Annotated in this window: 12 protein-coding genes; 4 read left to right on the top strand and 8 right to left on the bottom strand. The window is 67.8% G+C overall.

Annotated features, from left to right (window positions below; all coding sequences use genetic code 11):
- The first annotated feature begins 117 nt into the window (after nt 1-117).
- The 4 genes from C8C94_RS10055 to C8C94_RS10040 all read left to right on the top strand — a co-directional run bounded on the left by C8C94_RS10055 (nt 118) and on the right by C8C94_RS10040 (nt 4,482).
- Nucleotides 118-684 (top strand): carboxymuconolactone decarboxylase family protein, encoded by a 567-nt coding sequence (locus tag C8C94_RS10055; protein ID WP_121422790.1) that lies wholly within the window; start codon nt 118-120, stop codon nt 682-684.
- Between the two features lie 188 nt (nt 685-872).
- Nucleotides 873-1,502 (top strand): pyridoxamine 5'-phosphate oxidase family protein, encoded by a 630-nt coding sequence (locus C8C94_RS10050; protein ID WP_121422789.1) that lies wholly within the window; start codon nt 873-875, stop codon nt 1,500-1,502.
- Nucleotides 1,503-1,721: 219 nt separating this feature from the next.
- The gene (locus C8C94_RS10045) at nt 1,722-2,477 is read left to right on the top strand and encodes a sulfite exporter TauE/SafE family protein (RefSeq protein ID WP_121420615.1); all 756 of its coding nucleotides are present in this window, start codon (nt 1,722-1,724) and stop codon (nt 2,475-2,477) included.
- Between the two features lie 79 nt (nt 2,478-2,556).
- The gene (locus C8C94_RS10040; RefSeq protein WP_121420614.1) at nt 2,557-4,482 is read left to right on the top strand and encodes a diguanylate cyclase domain-containing protein; all 1,926 of its coding nucleotides are present in this window, start codon (nt 2,557-2,559) and stop codon (nt 4,480-4,482) included.
- Nucleotides 4,483-4,603: 121 nt separating this feature from the next.
- Here C8C94_RS10040 and C8C94_RS10035 read toward each other — a convergent pair whose 3' ends face one another.
- From C8C94_RS10035 to C8C94_RS10000, 8 genes are all read right to left on the bottom strand, one after another.
- A complete protein-coding gene (locus C8C94_RS10035; RefSeq protein ID WP_082437481.1) occupies nt 4,604-5,572 on the bottom strand; it encodes an IS1595 family transposase in 969 nt (322 codons plus the stop codon).
- 111 nt (nt 5,573-5,683) lie between these two features.
- A complete protein-coding gene (locus C8C94_RS10030) occupies nt 5,684-7,657 on the bottom strand; it encodes an alkyl/aryl-sulfatase (RefSeq protein ID WP_121420613.1) in 1,974 nt (657 codons plus the stop codon).
- Nucleotides 7,658-7,765: 108 nt separating this feature from the next.
- Nucleotides 7,766-8,758: a tripartite tricarboxylate transporter substrate binding protein gene (locus tag C8C94_RS10025; RefSeq protein WP_199731235.1), complete on the bottom strand. Its 993-nt coding sequence runs from the start codon at nt 8,756-8,758 to the stop codon at nt 7,766-7,768.
- Nucleotides 8,759-8,820: 62 nt separating this feature from the next.
- On the bottom strand, nt 8,821-10,047 hold the full coding sequence (locus C8C94_RS10020; protein WP_121420611.1) for an acyl-CoA dehydrogenase family protein: 1,227 nt from the start codon (nt 10,045-10,047) through the stop codon (nt 8,821-8,823).
- A gap of 172 nt (nt 10,048-10,219) precedes the next feature.
- Nucleotides 10,220-11,788 carry an AMP-binding protein gene (locus tag C8C94_RS10015; protein ID WP_199731233.1) on the bottom strand — a complete coding sequence of 523 codons (1,569 nt, stop codon included), beginning with the start codon at nt 11,786-11,788 and terminating at the stop codon, nt 10,220-10,222.
- Nucleotides 11,789-11,950: 162 nt separating this feature from the next.
- Nucleotides 11,951-12,967, bottom strand: coding sequence for a LysR family transcriptional regulator (locus tag C8C94_RS10010; protein WP_121420609.1), 1,017 nt, complete (start codon nt 12,965-12,967; stop codon nt 11,951-11,953).
- Nucleotides 12,968-13,099: 132 nt separating this feature from the next.
- Nucleotides 13,100-14,935: a gamma-glutamyltransferase family protein gene (locus tag C8C94_RS10005; protein WP_199731231.1), complete on the bottom strand. Its 1,836-nt coding sequence runs from the start codon at nt 14,933-14,935 to the stop codon at nt 13,100-13,102.
- Between the two features lie 181 nt (nt 14,936-15,116).
- Nucleotides 15,117-16,691: an alkaline phosphatase gene (locus tag C8C94_RS10000; RefSeq protein ID WP_121420608.1), complete on the bottom strand. Its 1,575-nt coding sequence runs from the start codon at nt 16,689-16,691 to the stop codon at nt 15,117-15,119.
- Nucleotides 16,692-16,859: the final 168 nt, after the last annotated feature.

The raw sequence follows: 16,859 nt of genomic DNA, 5'->3' as shown, positions 1-16,859 counted from the left end.
GGCTGACGCTGGACACTGAAGGGGTGCTGAGAACAGGCACCCGGTGCTTAACCCCTTAACCAAGCACCGGCCCTTTAAACCAAACCGTCTTTCATGACCTTCAAGGAAATCCACACCATGTCCGCTAGCTCCTCCTCCGTTGCCCGCGTCCCCCTCGTTGACCGCACCGCCGCCGCCGGCTCCGTGCGCACCGTGCTCGACCAGATCCACGGCGCTTTCGGTGCCACTCCCAACATGTTCCGCGCGGTGGCCAACTCTCCCGCCGCGCTGCAAAGCATGTGGGCCGCCTTTGGTGCGCTGGGTGGTGGCGTGATCGGTGCCGCACTGGGCGAGCAGATCGCCGTGGCCGTAGCCAACCGCAATGCCTGCGACTACTGCCTGGCCGCCCACACCGCACTGGGCCGCAAGGCAGGCGTGAGCGGCGACGATTTGGCCGCCGCGCAGTCGGGCGAATCCGCCGACCCGCGCACCGCCGCCGTGCTGCGCTTTGCGCTGAAGCTGGTCAATGAACGTGGCCAGGTGGATGCCACCGATGTGCAGGCGCTGCGCGACCACGGCTGGAGCGACGAGCACATCGTCGAGATCGTGGGCCATGTGGCGCTCAACCTGTTTACCAACTACGTGAACGTGGCGCTCGCGGTGCCGGTGGATTTCCCCGGCGTCAAGCTGCGTCCCGCACGCTGAACAAAGGAGCGGCGCGTGTCTTGCCTACGGGCCGGATTGCGCACCGCCCCTGGCACGGCACTCCCAATGCCGGACTCCATGTGTGCGCTTTTTGCACGCGTGACCTGCCGCAAAGTCGTTTGTCGGGGCGGCGGGCCTGCCGCACCATGGCCGTTCCCTTGCCACCCTACCCCAAGGAAGCTACCGCCATGACCCCCACCCGCGACGAGCATGCCATCGACACCCTGCCACGCCTGGAGGCCTTGCTGGGCCCACTCAGCGACGCCTCCGTCCACAAAGAGCTCCCGTATGTGCACCCCGCCTACCGCGCCATGATCGCGGCGTCGCCCTTTGCCGTGCTGGCCACCACCGGCCCTGGCGGGCTGGACGCCTCGCCGCGTGGTGACCCGGCGGGCTTTGTGCAGCTGCAGGACGATAAGACTCTGCTCCTGCCCGAGCGCCGCGGCAACAACCGCGCCGACAGCCTGCGCAACATCGTGGCAGACCCGCGCGTGGCGCTGCTGTTTCTCATCCCCGGCGTGGGCGAAACCCTGCGCGTCAACGGCCACGCGCGCATCAGCGTGGCGCCCGACCTGCTGGTGCGGTTCGTGGTCAACGGCCAGTCGCCCAAATGCGTGATCGTCGTTGATGTGCAAGCCGTGTACTTCCAGTGCGCCCGCGCCATACAGCGCTCGCGCCTGTGGAGCGCTGTACCGCCTGGCACCCCGCGCACGGTGCCGACCCCCGGCGCCATTCTCGCGTCCATCACGCAGGGCCGGTTTGACGGCGCCACCTACGACCGCGAACTGCCCGCGCGCCAGCAAGCCACGTTGTATTGATGGACAGGGTGTGTGCGGGCCAAGGTGCTCCTGTGCCCGAGTGCGCCTGCGAACCAACCTGCACAATGGACCCGGCTGGCTCGGCAGCCCCTTAAAACGAATTGCGTGTCTGCGATCTACCGAAGCCGTTCAGGCGGAGTTCGTCGAAGCCTTGTGCAGCGCTCCGACAAGCTCAGCGTGAGCGGATTGTTGAACGCATCCGATAGCAGTGGAGGTGCAATGGATTCCGTGCTGTTGATCGTAGCCCTGGGCGCCGTGGCCGCCGGGTTTGTGCAGGGCCTGTCGGGCTTCGGCTTTGGCATGGTGGCCATGTCGTTCTGGGCCTGGACACTGGAACCCCGCCTGGCCGCCGTGCTGGCCGTGTGCGGCGCGCTCACGGGCCAATTGGTGGCAGCGGCCACCGTGCGCCGGGGTTTTGACCGGGCGCGCCTGCTGCCCTTTGTGCTGGGCGGCCTGGCGGGCATCCCCATTGGCGTGGCTGTGTTGCCCCGCCTGGACATGGATGCGTTCAAGGTTATCCTGGGCACGCTGTTGGTGCTTTGGTGCCCAGCCATGCTGATGGCCAAACAGCTGCCCCGCATTACCCGGGGCGGCCGCGTGGCCGACGCGGTGGTGGGCCTGGCCGGTGGGGTGATGGGTGGCCTGGGCGGCTTCACCGGCGTGCTGCCCACCCTGTGGTGCACCTTGCGCGGTCTGGACAAGGACGTGCAGCGCGCCATCATCCAGAACTTCAACCTGACCATGCTGCTGGTGACCTTCATCACCTACCTGGCCACCGGCCTGGTCACCCGCGAGGCGCTGCCACTGCTGGCCATTGTGGTACCCGCCATGCTGGTGCCCGTGCTGCTGGGAGCGCGGCTGTACCACGGTATCAGCGATGCGCGGTTTCGGCAGATCGTGCTGGGCATGTTGACCTTGTCGGGCGTGGCGATGCTGGTGGCCAGCCTGCCCAAGGTGCTGGCGCGGCTCGCGTAGGGTTCCTTTTGCGTGGGCCGCGCCCGGTGGCCATCCTGTTGTCGACTTGCCGCACATGCCCCGTTACATTGGGAGGGGCATGCACCAAAAAGATGACACCACGCGGCCACCGGACGCGGACGACCGTCTTGAAGCCGGGGCGCCGCGCCGCCGCTATCGGCTCGCCACGCCGCTGAGCCTGGCGATTGCGCTGGGCTGCATCGCGGCCGTTGCGGGCCTGTGGCTGGTCACGCTGCAGCGTGTGGCGTTCGAGCGCGAACAGGCCGTTGCTTCGGCCATGCAGTCCAACGCCAACCTGGCCATTGCCTTTGAGCAGCAGGTGGTCCGCACCCTCAAGGCGGCCGAGCAGGTGGCGGCCTTCGTGCGCGAGCAGTACCTGCAGCAGGGAACCGACATCAACTTGCGCGACTGGGTGGCGCGCGGCGTGATCCGTGAGCCCATGTTCACCATCATCAGCGTGGTCAACGAGCAAGGCGACATCGTCAGCAGCAGCCAGGAGACCGGAGCCGTCAACTACAGCGACCGCAGTTTCTTCCAGGCGCTGCAGCGCAGCGAGCGCGACGAGCTGTTCGTGAGCGAACCCGTGCTGGGCCGTGTGTCGGGGCAGTGGCGCATCCCGATGGCGCTGCGCATCGTGAGGGAGGGCGGGCGCTTTGGTGGCGTGGTGGTGATGTCGGTGGACCCGACGAATTTCACGGACTTTTACCGGCAGGCCGACCTGGGCGCCCAGGGGCTGCTGGAGCTGACCGGGCTGGATGGCGTGGTGCGGGGCCGAAAGTCTGGCGGCAAGGTGAGCTTTGGCGCCGACGCGCGCAGCCTGCCCTGGTTCCAGCGCCAGGCGGCAGCGCCCGAGGACGATCTGATCGACGCCCACGGTGCGGTGGACGGTGTGCCGCGCATCCTCAGCTACCGCAGCATGGTGGGCCATCCGCTGATGGTGACCGTGGGTTCGGCCTTCAGCGAAGTGCTGGAACCCGTGATGCAGCGGCGTGCGGGCTACCTGGCCCTGGCTGCGGGCGCGAGCGTGGCGCTGCTGTGTTTTGGCGCGCTGCTCATCGTGGTGCTGGCGCGCCAGCGGGCCGTGGCCGATGCGCTCGCGTCCAGCGAGGGGCTGTTCCGCGCCACCTTCCACCAGGCGGCCACGGGCATCGCCCACATCACGCCCGAGGGCCGCATCCTGCGGGCCAACGACAAGTTCTGCCGCATGCTGGGCTACTCGCTGCAGGAGCTGCGCCAGCGCGACCTGTTTGCGCTGAGCGATGAGGGCGAGCGCGAAGCCGTGCGCCGCTTTCTGGCGCAGCGCCTGGTGGCGCACTCGCCCGTGTTATCGCCCGAGATGGAGAAGGCCTACCGGCGCAAGGATGGCGGCCTGTTGTGGGTGTATGAGGCCCTGGGCCTGGTCAAGGATGCGCAGGGCCGCCCGGACTTCCTGGTGGTGGTGACGCAGGACATCAGCGCGCACAAGGAGCTGGAGACGCGCCTGTCGCACGACGCGCTGCACGACGCTCTCACCGGCCTGCCCAACCGCGTGATGTTCAACGACCGCTTTGCGCGTGTGCTCGAATCGGCCCGCCGCTACGGACGGCGTGCCGCCGTGCTCTACGTGGACCTCGACGGCTTCAAGTCCGTCAACGATCAGTGGGGCCACGCAGCGGGCGACCAGCTGCTGCAGCAGGTCGCCCGGCGGCTGGAGGACTGCGTGCGCGCCGAAGACACTGTGGCGCGGCTGGGTGGGGACGAGTTCGGCATCGTGCTGGCGGCCATCGACCAGGTGGAGGACTGCGAGGTTGTGGCGGACAAGGTGCTGTCCGCGATGGCGCAGCCTTTTGTGCTGGATAGTGCGGTTGCACAGGTGTCGGCCAGCGTGGGGGCGGGGCTGTACCCGCGCCACGGCAGCGATGCCGAAGCGCTGCTGGCGCAGGCCGATGCCGCGATGTACGCCGCCAAGCAGGCGGGCAAGAACCGCTTCAGCACCGACACAACGCCCAGCCCGCTGGCCGAGTGAAGCGCAGGCCCACCGGGCGGGCACGACCGGCTGGCGTTGGGTTTTCTCGTGTTGCAGGTGCTCCTGATTCAGGAGCGGAAAGCGCTTTGCATACGGGCGCTGGAGGCCTTTTCAGGCTCTTCTAGCGAATGCTAGTGACGTCTTGATTCCCCATGGCCGCACCCAGCACCAGCGCGGGCTGTGGGCCCATCGGGCCTGATCGGTCCAACAACCTGAACCACCCCAGGTACGAATCAAGGTATTTCGTTGCAACGCCCTTGAAGTGCTGCATCCAGCCGCGCAGCCTGCTGACATAGGCATTGACGTTCTGCACATGCCAGGGGCCGCTCACCCGCTGGCCCCGGCTCACGTTCACTGCCTGGTGCTGCACACCCAAGAGCCGCGCTGCACTGGCCAGAGTGACGCTGCCATCGGTGCACAGGATGGTGTCCGGTGGCAACAAGGGCTTGAGTGCCGCTTGCACACTGACGGCCTTGTTCGTCTCCAGGATGAGGTTGACCGTTGCTCCCGCACGGTCTCGCGCCATCAGTACGGGTGTGTACTCCGAACCCTTGCAGCCAGCCAGCGCTTTACCTCCCCGGCGACGGGCCTTGCGCAGCAACCCTCTTTGACCCTTGCAGGAGACCAGGAAGTAGGACTCATCGGCCTCGGCAATGCCCACAAGCTGGCGAGCCTGCTGGTTGCTTGGGCAGGCCAGGAAGCGGTGACGCCAGCGAAAGGCGGTGCTTTGTGCCACGCCCAGGCGCTGGGCCACCTGATTGAGCGAGAGGCCTTCGCCCAAAGCTTGTGTCTGACCCATCCACTTGTCCCGCAGATGCAAACGCGCCAGCGGTGTTCCAGTCAAGGCGTTGAAGGTGCGCGCGCAATGGCGGCACTTGAAGCGTTGAAGCCCATTGGCCGAGCCGTTCTTGACAAGCAGGGAACTGTTGCAATGCGGGCAAGCCCGGGAACCGCCGCTGTGCGCTTCTACAACGGCGATGGCTTGACTGTGATCGAGCAGCACCTGCAGGGAGCTTGCCAGTTGCTGGCGCTGGTGGTGCGTCAGCTGGGGCAAGCTGTGGATCAAGCGCGTCATCTGTTGCTGTCGCATGGCCTTCTCCTGGGGCAGACGCAAAGGCGTCGTACCTTAAAGATCAGGGCCATGGGGCGCGATTAAAGAGGCATCACTAGCATTCGCTAGAAGAGCCCCTTTTCATCCACATCACCGTGTCATGATCGGAAAGTCGCGCGCTGGCTTGTCCAGCAGCGCCATCAGCTGCCGCAGGGCCTCAGGGTCGCCTTCGATGCGCAGCGCGCCGGCGGTAGCCAGCTCTTGCGGCGTGGCCTGGCCGTTCATCAGGCGCAGAAAGGCGGGTTTGGTGAGCACCAGTGTGGCGGCGGCTGGCCAGGGCGGTGTGCCCGGGTGGTGGTGCAGCACCGCATTCTCGATCCACAGGCCGTGGTTTTCCCGCGCGTCGGTGAAGCGCAGCGCCACGGCCAGGCGCAGGCCGTCGGCGCGCGGGCCGTTGAGCGAGGCGGCCATTACGTCCAGAAACTGCGGGATGGGCGTTTGCATGAGCATGTCGGCCACGGCAGAGCGCGGGGCCGACGCGTTGCGTGGGGCTGGGCCCTGGCGCAGCTCCTGCGCGCCGGTGAGGTAGAAGTTGCGCCACGGCGCAGATTCAGCGGCGTAGCCCATTTGCTCGAAGCTGCGCGCCATCAGGTCCTTGGCCGCTGCGTTGTTGCTGTCCCCCAGAAGCACATGGCGCAGCAATTCAGCCGCCCAGCGGTAGTCGCCCGCGTCGTAGGCCTGGCGCGCGGCGGCCACCGCAGCGTCTGCACCGCCCGCCAGGGCCACGTAGCGGCGTGCGGCCTCCACGGGCGGCAGCGGGTCGAGCGTGGCGGGGTGTGCGTCGAACCAGCCCAGATAGAACTGGGCCACCGCGCGCACGTTGTGCTTGACGGTGCCGTAGTACCCGCGCGACGCCCATTGCGCCGCGAGCGTGGAGGGCAGTTGCACGGCTTCGGCGATCTCGCCGGGGGTCAGCCCGGCGTTGAGCAGGCGCACCGTCTGGTCGTGCAGGTAGCGGTAGGTGTCGCGCTGCGTGGTCATGAAGGTGTCGATGCGCTCGCGGCCCCACACCGGCCAGCCATGCTGCAGAAAGACCACATCCGCACGGCTGGCGTGCGCAATGGCGCCGTCGATGTAGCGCGACCACGCCAGCGCATCGCGCACCTTGGCGCCGCGCAGGGTGTAGAGGTTGTGCAGCGTCTGCGAGACCAGCTCGGCCGCGCCGAATGCGCGCAGGTCGGGCAGCTCGAAGACCATCTCGGCCGGGGCTTCGGAGCCGGGCACGTTGTGGAACACGAAGCGCACGCCGTCGATGTCGAGCGCCTGTGTGGGCTGGTCGATGAGCACCGTGGGCGGCAGGATGCCGATGCGCCCGGCCGCCACGGCCATGCCCAGGCCGTTGTCCACCACGCCGCGCGCATCGCGTGGCAACTGGCTGCCATACATGAAGCCCGCGCGGCGCGACATGGCGGGGCCGAGCAGCACGTTCTCGCTGGTGGCCTCTTCCATGAAACCCACGGGCGCCACGATGGGCACGCCGCGCGCGTGGGCGTCCTGCGCGGTCAGCACGCCCAGGGCGCCGCCGAAGTGGTCCACATGGCTGTGCGTGAACACCAGGCCCGACACCGGCTGTGCGCCCAGGTGCTGGCGTGCGAACGCGAGGGCGGCGGCCGCCGTCTCCTGCGTGGTGAGCGGGTCCACCACGATCCAGCCTGTGCGGCCCTGGATGAGCGTGAGGTTGGCCAGATCGAAACCGCGCAGCTGCCAGATGCCCTCGCGCACCTGGTAAAGGCCGGGCGTCTGGTTCAGGCGCGCCTGGCGCCACAGGCTGGGGTGGACGGTGGGCGGCGCCTCGCCCTGCGCAAACCGCAGCGCGTCGAAGTCCCACACCACCTGGCCCTGGGCGTTGCGCACCTGGCCGCTGGGTGTGGCGATCAGGCCCCGGCGAGCGTCCTCAAAGCTGGCGGGCGCATTCACGTCCAGCGTGCCCAGGGATGTGGTCTGGCGCGCACGCGTAGCGGCGGTTGCGTCCTGCCGGACGTCGGCCACCTGGGCAAAGGTTGCAGGGGCCAGGCCCAGCCAAAGCGGCAGGGCGAGTGCCGCGCACAGGGAGAGGGTTCGCATGGAGAAGCTAACTGTTTGAGAATTAAAAATGGCCCCATCGCCTGATGGATATGCGCTGACGGCTATCAAAATTGAAGCGAGTCATCTGCTGGCGCATACCCGGCGCCGTCACATCGGTTCGAGCTTGATGCGCTTCATCATGGCCTCGGTGAAGCCGATTTCCTTGCCGAAGGCACGTGTGAAGGTCTCGCTGTCTTGCGGGTGGACCATGCCGCCTTGCTCTTCGAGCGCCGCCACCACGGCGGGCTGGCGCAGGGCGGCTTCGAATGCGGAACGCACGCGCGAGACGATGGCATCGGGTGTGCCGGTGGGCACGGAGACGCCGCCCCACGAGGTCAGCTCCACGCCCGGTAGCCCCGCCTCGGCCAGCGTGGGCACGGTGGGCAGCTTGGGGTTGCGCGCGGGTCCCGTCACGGCCAGCGGGCGCAGCTTGCCCGCCACGATGTTGGAGTACGCCACCGCAGTGATGGGTGCGCCAAAGGCCACCTGCTGGCCCAGCACCGCGTTGACGATTTCCGACGCGCCCTTGTACGGCACATGCGTGGCCTGCGCCTGGCTGACGCTGAGCACCATCTCCACCCCCAGGTGCGAGGGCGTGCCGACACCGCCCGAGGCGTAGTCCAGCTTGCCGGGCTGCGCACGCAGGCGCGCGAGCAGGTCGGCCAAGCTGCGGATGTCGCTTTGCGCGTTGACGATGACCACCGTGTCTGAACTGGTGAGCCCGATCACATGGCGAAAGTCCTTGAGTGCGTCGTAGCCCGGCTGTTTGTACATGCGCATGCTGGCCGCCATGGGCGACCCGGCGTAGACCCAGGTGTAGCCGTCCGGCGCCGCCTTGGCCGCCTGGCGCGCACCCAGGTTGCCGCCTGCGCCGCCCTTGTTCTCGATGACCACGGGCTGGCCCAGCTCCTTCGACACGGCCTCGGCCACGATGCGGGCCGTGGTGTCCGGGCCCGTGCCCGCGAGGTAGGGAACGACCCATTTGATGGGGCGCGCAGGCCATGCCTCGGTGGCCAGCGCGGGGGCGCCGGCCAGCAGCGGCAGCAAGCCCGCAGCGATCAGTGCGCGGCGGCGCAGGTGGGGGATGGGTTGCTTGGTCATGTCTTGTCTCCTTGTCATTTTCTATGAGGGTTGTTTTGGCGCGCGGTGGGCGGCGTAGCCGCTCAGGGGGATGCCAAAAGCTCTTTCGCGATGGTGTTGCGCTGGATCTCGCTCGTGCCGGTGAGCACGCGGTACATGCGCAGCATGCGGAACAGGAACTCCACGCGACGGCCTTGCACGATGCCCTCGCCGCCGTGGATCTGCACCGCTCGGTCGGCAATGCGGAAGGCTGCCTCCGAGCAGAACAGCTTGGCCATGGACGATTCGGCGCGTGGCTCGGCGCCCGCGTCGATGGCGCGGGCCGTGGCCAGCATCAGCCCGCGCGCGGCGGCCCAGTCGGTCGCCATGTCGGCCAGCATGTGCTGGATGGCCTGGAACTGCCCGATGGCGCGGCCGAACTGGTGGCGCTGCTGCGCGTAGTCGCGTGCATCGCGCAGCGCCACCTGCGCCAGGCCCAGCATGGCCGGGCAGTGCAGCAAGCGGTTCACGCTGATGCGGCCCAGCGCCAGCGCCAGGCCGCGACCGGGCTCGCCGATCAGGTTGGCGGCGGGCACGCGCGCTCCGTCCAGCACGATGTTGCCCGTGCTCGTCTGGCCGGCCATGGTCTTGTAGCCCGACTCCACACGCACGCCGGGTGCATGCAGGTCCACAAAGAAGGCCGTGACCTCGCGCTTTTTCGGGTCGGGGTCGACGTGTGTGGCGGTGGACGCCATCAGCACCGCGTAGTCGGCAAACGGCGAGCCCGAGATGAAGCGCTTGGTGCCCGTGATCACGTAGTCGTCGCCCTCGCGCACGGCGCGTGTCTGCACGTTGCCAGCGTCCGATCCAGCCTCGGCCTCGGTCAGTGCGAAGCAGATGGCCATTTCGGCACGCGCGACCGGCAGGATGAACTGCTGCATCTGGTGCGGCGTGGCCATGCGCGCCAGCGCGCCCACGCGTGGCGGGCCACTCAGCTCGCCAAACACATGGGGAGCGAACGGCGAGCCGCTGGCGTAGATGGCTTCTTTGACCAGCACATGGTCCAGCGTGGACAGGCCCAGGCCGCCCATCTTCTGCGGCAGCGTCATGCCGTAAAAGCCTAAAGCGTGCGAGCGTTTCCACACCTGCTGCAGCAAGGCCTTGTCGGGCGCGTTCTCGTGGTCGATGCCATGCTCGCGCGCCAGCGCCGCCAGCTCGCCATACAGAAACTCGTTGATGCGCGCGATCAGTTCGGCCGCCTGTGGCGAGCCTTCAAAAGGCATGCCGGGAAACAGCGGCGCGGGGAGGGGGGATGTGATGTCGTTGTTCATGGTCGGTATTCCTTGTGGTTGGCGGCTACCTGCTGCCGCTGGAAACTGGCGCGCCCTGTGCCAGGGGCGCCGAGCAAGGGCCGCCCCGCAGCGAGGGCGTCGTCCCCCTTCCCGCAGCGCGAAGCGCTAAGAGAGAAAGGGGAAGCGGCAAAGCCGCTCAGGGGGATGCCCTCTAATTCACCATCCGCCCACGCCCTTCCCAGTACGGGGCCTGTACGGCGCGGCGCATCACCTTGCCATTGGGGTTCTTGGGCAGGGTGGTGACGAACTCGATGCGCCGGGGCCGCTTGAACCCGCCCAGGTGCTGGGCGCAGAACGCGTCGATCGCAGCGGTGGTGTCGGCACCGGCCGCACGGCCGGGCTTGAGCACCACGTGCGCGGCCACGGCCTCGCCCCATTTGTCATCGGGTACGGCGAACACGCAGGCATCGGCAATGGCGTCGTGCTGGCACAGCACGGCCTCGACCTCCGACGGGTACACGTTGAAGCCGCCGCTGATCACCATGTCCTTCTTGCGGTCCACGATGTAGACGTAGCCCTCGTCATCCATGCGGGCCAGGTCGCCCGTGTGGTAAGCGCCGTCCTTCAGCACCTCGGCCGTCAGCTCGGGGGCGCGCCAGTAGCCCGCAAAGATGTCGTCGCCACGCACCACGATCTCGCCGATCTCGCCGGTGGCCACGGGCTGGCCGTCGTCGCCCAGGATCTGCACATCGCATTCCAGAAACGGGCGTCCGCACGATGCCAGCCGCTCTGGCCGCGCGGCGCGGGCAAACAGATGGTCTTCCACCGACAGGCCACACACGCCCGAGGTCGTCTCGCCCGCGCCATAGCCTTGCTGCAGGATGGGGCCGAACACATCCATGGCCTGCAGGATGCGCGCGGGCGCCATGGGGGCGGCGCCGTAGCCCAGGCGCAGCAGGTCGGGCAGGGGGCGGTACTGGCCCTCCAGCTCGGTCAGCAGCATGTTGATCATGGTGGGCACCATGAAGGTGTGGGTCACCCGGTCGGCGCGCATGTCGGCGATGAAGCGCGGGGGCTCGAAGCCGTTGAACAGGCGGATGGTGACCCCCTGGCACAGCGCTGGCACCATCTGCATGCCCGATGCGTGGGTGATCGGGCCCACCAGCCCCAGGATGTGGCCGGGCTGCTGCCCGTCCGAGCGGGTGAGGAACTTGCGCAGCTGCGCAAGGCGGTTGCCGAAGGTCTGCATGGCCGCCTTGAGCACACCCGAAGAGCCCGAGGTGTAGTGCAGCACGGCGACTTCGTCCTCGAAAACGGCCACCGGGGTGAACGAGTCGCTGGCCTGGGCCAGTGCCGCTTCGTAGCCTGCGGGGCCCGCATCGTCGGTCAGCAGCAGCTGGGGCATGGCGTCGGGCATGCTTTGCGCCACATGCGGGCGGATGGTCTCGGCGCGTTCGGTGGTGGTCACGATCAGCGCCGCGCCGCTGTTGGCGGCAATGGCGCCGACCTCGGTGGGCGAGAGCCGGGCGTTGAACGGCGCCTTGATCAGCCCGGCCTTGTAGCAGGCGATCTCGATCTCGACCCCCTCGACACAGTTGGGCAGGTAGATGCCCACGCGGTCGCCGCGCTGCAGGCCCAGGCCCAGCAAGGCGTTGGCCAGGCGGTTCGAGCGCTGCTCCAGATCGGCGTAGGTGATGCTGCGCGCAGGGCTCTTGACCGCCATGCGGCGGGCATGGGCACGGGCGCTGCGCGCCACGAGGGCGCCGACGTTGGCGACCACGCACGGGGAAATGGGGGGCGAGGTGGTAATGGCTGTCTCCTGAAACACAGACCCCGTCGAGCGGGGGGCATGGGGTCACTGTTCCAGAAGACGGGGTATCAGGGAAATACCGATTGCTGATCGGTGGCCATCAATCCGATTGATGGCTAGTCAGGTTGATGGCTAATCCGGTTGATGGTTGTCGCGCCCAGGGCCAGGGTCGTCGGCAACTTCGGCGTCCCATCGGCCTGTGGACACCAGGCGCTGTGCAACCTCGGTCAAGGCTTGCACTACAGCGAGCATCACGCCATCGCCGCCAGCGTCTCCGTCCCGTCCGGGCGCCGTGGCCAGGGTGTAGGCGCGGGTCATCTGCGGGTTCACCACGCGTGCGACCAGCCAGTCCGTACCTATGGCGGGCGTGTCACCCATGGCGCAAGCAGGCGTGAAGGTGAAGCCCGCGCCGCAGGCGTAGAGCGAGCGGATCACACGGGCCGAGTCGTGTTCGTGCACGATGTTCAACGCAGTGCCGCGCTGGGCCGCAGCGTCTTCCACCTGCTGGCGGATCGAGTAGCGGCGCGACTGCAGCACCAGGGGCTGCTCTGCGGCAGCTGCGAAGTCGATATCGGGGCGCGCGGATGGTGTAGACGCCGAAGGGCTTTGCAGCAGCGCACGCACGCGGCCGCTCGCATCATGCCCGCAGAAATACATGGACTCGCGCGCGAAGGGCCGGCACGCCAGGCCCTCGACATGGGGTGTGTCGACCAGGATGCCGATGTCTGCGCGCCGGTCGAGCATGGCTTTCTTGACCATGAGGCTGAGGTCATCGAGCACGAACACGCGGATGCGCGGATGGGTGTCCTTCAGGTGCGCAAGCAGCGGGCCCATGAGCAGCGACGACAGCAGAAACGGCACGGCGATGGTGACCGAGCCTTCAGGCCCCTGGGGCAGGCGCTGGATGCGCTCGCGCATGGCCGCCGCATCGCTGAGCAGGCGCCGCGCGTCCTGGTACAGCTGAACGCCGGGTTGCGTGGGGGTTACGCCCGCGTGGGAGCGCTCCAGCAGCTGCGCGCCCAGCTCCGACTCCAGCTTTTTGATCTGTGCCGTGAGCGCGGGCTGCGCAATGTAGAGGCTGCCTGCCGCGCGCGAGAGGCTGCCGGCTTCGATCACGGCGATGAAATAGCGCAGGCTTCTCAGGTCCATGGGCAGGACTGTAGCGCGGTGACCGGCCGCGCCGCCAGCGGCGCTCCTCAATTAATAGCTACCAGCGCTTTATGGATAAGCGCAGGCGGCCGATTTGACTCTGGTTGAAGGACCCAGGTCAGACGATGCCGCTCAATCCCCCATCACCACCCCCTCACGCCTGGGGTCGGCCCCGCCCATCCACAGCTTCTTCCCATGCGCCTGCCCGCGCGTGATGGCCTGCAACCCGCTCGTCATATTCATCTCACGCACCTCGGCGCCGCGGGCGCGCAAGGCTTCCACCGTGGCGGCGGGGAAGCGCTTTTCTTCCAGCAGTGTGGGGCCGTTCATCGAGCCGAAGTTGGGCAGGTTGATGGCCTGCTGGGGCATCAGGCCCCAGTTGAGCACGCCGTAGAGCGTCTTGGCGGTGTAGTGGATGATGGCCGCGCCACCGGGGCTGCCGCCGCTCATCAGCAGCTCGCCGGTGGCCTTGTCGAACACGAGGGTGGGGGCCATGGACGAGCGGGGGCGTTTGCCGGGCTGCACGCGGTTGGCAATGGGCTGGCCTTGGGCGTCGGTGGGGGCAAAGCTGAAGTCGGTCAGCTCGTTGTTCAGCAAAAAGCCTTTGACCATTTGCCGTGCGCCGAATTGGTCTTCGATGGTGGTGGTCATGGCCACGGCGTTGCCAAAGGCATCGACGATGCTGATGTGGCTGGTGCCGTACTCGGGCTGGTCGGGCATGGGGGCGTAGCTGGTCTTCACGGCGGCCGGGTTGCCGGGCTGGGCGACCTTCATGCTTTGCGTGCCGATGAGCTTGGCGCGTTCGGCCAGGTAGGCGGGGGCGATCAGGCTGGTCCAGCTGCCGCCGGGGGGCTGTACAAAGTCAGGGTCGGCCACGTAGAGCGCGCGGTCGGCAAAGGCCAGGCGGGCGGCCTCGGTGTACAGGTGCAGCCAGTCGGCCGATGGAATGCCGTCTTGCAGGGGCTTGGCGGCAGCGTCGGTGTTTTTCAGGATGCCCAGGATCTGCCCGATGGCAATGGCGCCCGAGCTGGGCGGCGGGAAGCCGCAGATGCGGAAGTCTTTGGCCTGCACCTGGTAGTCGTGGCACAGCGCTTCGCGCTTCTTGGGCTGGTAGCCGGCCAGGTCGGCCATGCTGAGTTTGCCGGGGTTGGTGGGGTGTTTTTGCACCTTGTCCACGATGGCCTGGGCGATTTCGCCTTCGTGCAAGGCCCTGCTGCCTTCGACGGCAATCTTGCGCAGCACGGCGGCCAGCTCGGGGTTGCGCAGGTTCACACCCACATCGCGTGCGTCGCCGTCGGCCTTGTAGAAATAGGCGGCAGCCACCGGGTCCTTCTTGAGGTGCTGGTCGGCCTTGACCAGGGTGTTGAGCCGTGCGCTGATTTTGAAGCCGCCTTCGGCCAGGGTGATGGCGGGTTGGAACAGCGTGGCCCAGGGCAGCTTGCCGTGCTGCTTGTGCGCCATCTCCAGCATGCGCACGGTGCCGGGCACGCCGACCGAGCGGCCGCCCACCACGCCATCGTAGAACTGCACGGGTTTGCCGTCGGCGCCGAGAAAGAGTTTTTCGTCCGCAGCGGCGGGGGCAGTCTCGCGGCCGTCGTAGGCCTCCACGGTTTTGCCGGTGCTGTGCAGCAGGAAGGCGCCGCCGCCGATGCCGCTCGATTGCGGCTCCACCAGGGTCAGCACCATCTGCACGGCAATGGCTGCGTCGATGGCGGAACCCCCGGCCTTGAGGATCTGGTAGCCCGCATCCGTGGCCAGCGGGTTGGCGGCGGCCACGGCAAATTTCTCGGTGGCCCAGCCGGGCTTTTCGGTGTAGCCGGACGAGCCTTCGGGCTGGGCGGGCACGGTGTAGGCGAACTGTGACGGGGCGCTGGCGCAGCCTGCCAGCAGCACGGCCGAGGCCAGCAGGCTCAGGCTGAAGGTGATGGCACGAGGGGAGGGCAGGGGGTGTGTGGTGGTTTTGGGCATGGACAACTCCTGGGTGGCGAGAAGCGAAGGGGCGAAGAAGTGGCCATGGTACGCGGACCAGCCGGAGCGACGCCGGGGCGTTACATCGCGCTACAGGCTCCGAAAATTTGGATGTTTTTAGCCTCTAGCGCTTATCCATAAAGCGCTAATAGCTATAAATAGCATAGCATTCAAGCAGCCGTCATGCTGGCTTGGGCCCGGGCCGCCCGTCTTCCACCACAAAGCGGGCGAGCGTGGCGGCGGCACTGTCCGCGCGCAGCGGGTCGTCCAGCGCGCGCAGGGTGGTGGTCCAGCGTGTGGGTGTGATGTCTGCCAGGCCATAGCCGCGCTGGTCGCAGCGGGCCAGCAGCACATGCGGGTTGTGCCGGGCGATGGCGTCCACCTTGTCTTGTGTGGTGCCCGAGCGCGAGCTGATGGACGTGCCGCAGAACTCGCTGGCCAACACGGGCGACTCTGGGCGATCGGGATTGGCGTGCACTCTGCACACATAGTTCTGGTGGATGTCGCCGCCTAGCAGCACGGTGTTGCGCGGGGCGTGCTGTGCCAAGGCCTGCAGCAGGCGCGCGCGGGCTGCGGGGTAACCGTCCCAGCTGTCGGCGGACGTAACGCCCGAAGGGTAGTGGCGCGGCGAAAACAGGGTTTGCTGTGCCAGCACGCTCCAGTGGGTGGTGTCTTTGGTGTGTGCGTCGGCGGCCAGGCCGGTGTCCAGCCACTGCTCTTGCATTGCGCCCAGCAGCGTGCGGGCGGGGCTGGCCAGGTCGGCGCAGTCTGCCGCGCGCACAGCGCCCGCGCTGGTGGACTGGGGCGTGCGGCAGGCCTGCCAAGTGCGGTACTGGCGGCTGTCCAGCAGGTGGATGTGGGCCAGGCGCCCCCAGCGAAGGCGGCGGTAGACCTGCAGGGCATCCCAGCGGGTGCCGGAGGCGGGGCCGTTCAGGCTGGCGGCGCGCAGCGGCATGTTTTCGTAGAAGGCTTGCCATGCGGCGCCTCGCAGCGTCAGAAAGCTGCCATCGTCGCCCTTACCGGTACCACTGGCGTAGTCGTTCTGCACCTCGTGGTCGTCCCAGGTCACGGCCCAGGGGCAGGCAGCGTGGGCGGCTTGCAGGGCGGGGTCGCTTTTGTGCAGGGCGTAGCGGTCTCGAAAATCCGCCAGCGTGGTGGCGTGGCGCAGGTTGTGGGTGCGCGCCAGGTCTGTGGTGTTTTTCGGCGTCGCGTATTCGTAGATGTAGTCGCCCAGGAACAGCACCAGGTCGGGCTGGTCGGCCACCAGATGGTGCCAGGCGGCGTAGTGGCCATGTTCCCAGCGCTGGCACGAGGCAAAGGCCAGCCGCAGCGTGGCGGGCAAGTCGCCGAGCGCTGGCGCGGTGCGCGTGCGCCCCGTGGCGCTGACGGCATTGCCCAGCATGAAGCGGTAGTGGTACCAGCGGCCGGGCGCCAGGCCGCGCAGTTCTACATGCACGCTGTGGCCGAGCGCTGGCAGGGCGGTGGCTTCGCCTTTTTGTACGATCTGTGAAAAACGCACATCGTGCGCCACCTCCCACCGCACGGTGTGGGTGGCCTGCATCAGCGCCGGGTCGGCCAGCACCAGCCGCGTCCACAGCACCACGCCGTCGGGCGCCGGGTCTCCACTGGCCACGCCCAGCGCGAAGGTGTTGCTCTGTAGTGCTGGTGCGTTGCTCCATGCCCAGCGGGGCAGTTGGGTGGCAGCGGCGGCCAGGATGGCCTTCCGCAAAAATGCGCGTCTCTGCTCTGGATTCATTGCGGGGCGCTGGATAGGTGCGCTGCGCTTAGAACCGGCGCGGCCCAGGCCAGCGGCCACCGCGCAAGGGCCGCCAAGCTGCGGATGCGGCGCTTCGCTTGCGTGCGCTGGTGGCGTCCCCCTCCCGAAGGAGAGGGGGAAGGCGCCGAAGGCGACTCAGGGGGTGCT

Source organism: Acidovorax sp. 94 (genome assembly GCF_003634645.1).
Lineage (GTDB): Bacteria > Pseudomonadota > Gammaproteobacteria > Burkholderiales > Burkholderiaceae_C > Acidovorax > Acidovorax facilis.
Note: the sequence above shows the minus strand (reverse complement) of the source record. Positions and strands in the feature narration are given on the sequence as shown.

Bases quoted from the DNA above. Each gene is read 5' to 3' on its own strand.
- C8C94_RS10045 (WP_121420615.1), top strand. From the start codon at position 1,722: ATGGATTCCGTGCTGTTGATCGTAGCCCTGGGCGCCGTGGCCGCCGGG.
- C8C94_RS10025 (WP_199731235.1), bottom strand. From the start codon at position 8,758: ATGACCAAGCAACCCATCCCCCACCTGCGCCGCCGCGCACTGATCGCT.
- C8C94_RS10055 (WP_121422790.1), top strand. From the start codon at position 118: ATGTCCGCTAGCTCCTCCTCCGTTGCCCGCGTCCCCCTCGTTGACCGC.
- C8C94_RS10040 (WP_121420614.1), top strand. From the start codon at position 2,557: ATGCACCAAAAAGATGACACCACGCGGCCACCGGACGCGGACGACCGT.
- C8C94_RS10030 (WP_121420613.1), bottom strand. From the start codon at position 7,657: ATGCGAACCCTCTCCCTGTGCGCGGCACTCGCCCTGCCGCTTTGGCTG.
- C8C94_RS10035 (WP_082437481.1), bottom strand. From the start codon at position 5,572: ATGCGACAGCAACAGATGACGCGCTTGATCCACAGCTTGCCCCAGCTG.
- C8C94_RS10005 (WP_199731231.1), bottom strand. From the start codon at position 14,935: ATGCCCAAAACCACCACACACCCCCTGCCCTCCCCTCGTGCCATCACC.
- C8C94_RS10020 (WP_121420611.1), bottom strand. From the start codon at position 10,047: ATGAACAACGACATCACATCCCCCCTCCCCGCGCCGCTGTTTCCCGGC.
- C8C94_RS10050 (WP_121422789.1), top strand. From the start codon at position 873: ATGACCCCCACCCGCGACGAGCATGCCATCGACACCCTGCCACGCCTG.
- C8C94_RS10010 (WP_121420609.1), bottom strand. From the start codon at position 12,967: ATGGACCTGAGAAGCCTGCGCTATTTCATCGCCGTGATCGAAGCCGGC.
- C8C94_RS10000 (WP_121420608.1), bottom strand. From the start codon at position 16,691: ATGAATCCAGAGCAGAGACGCGCATTTTTGCGGAAGGCCATCCTGGCC.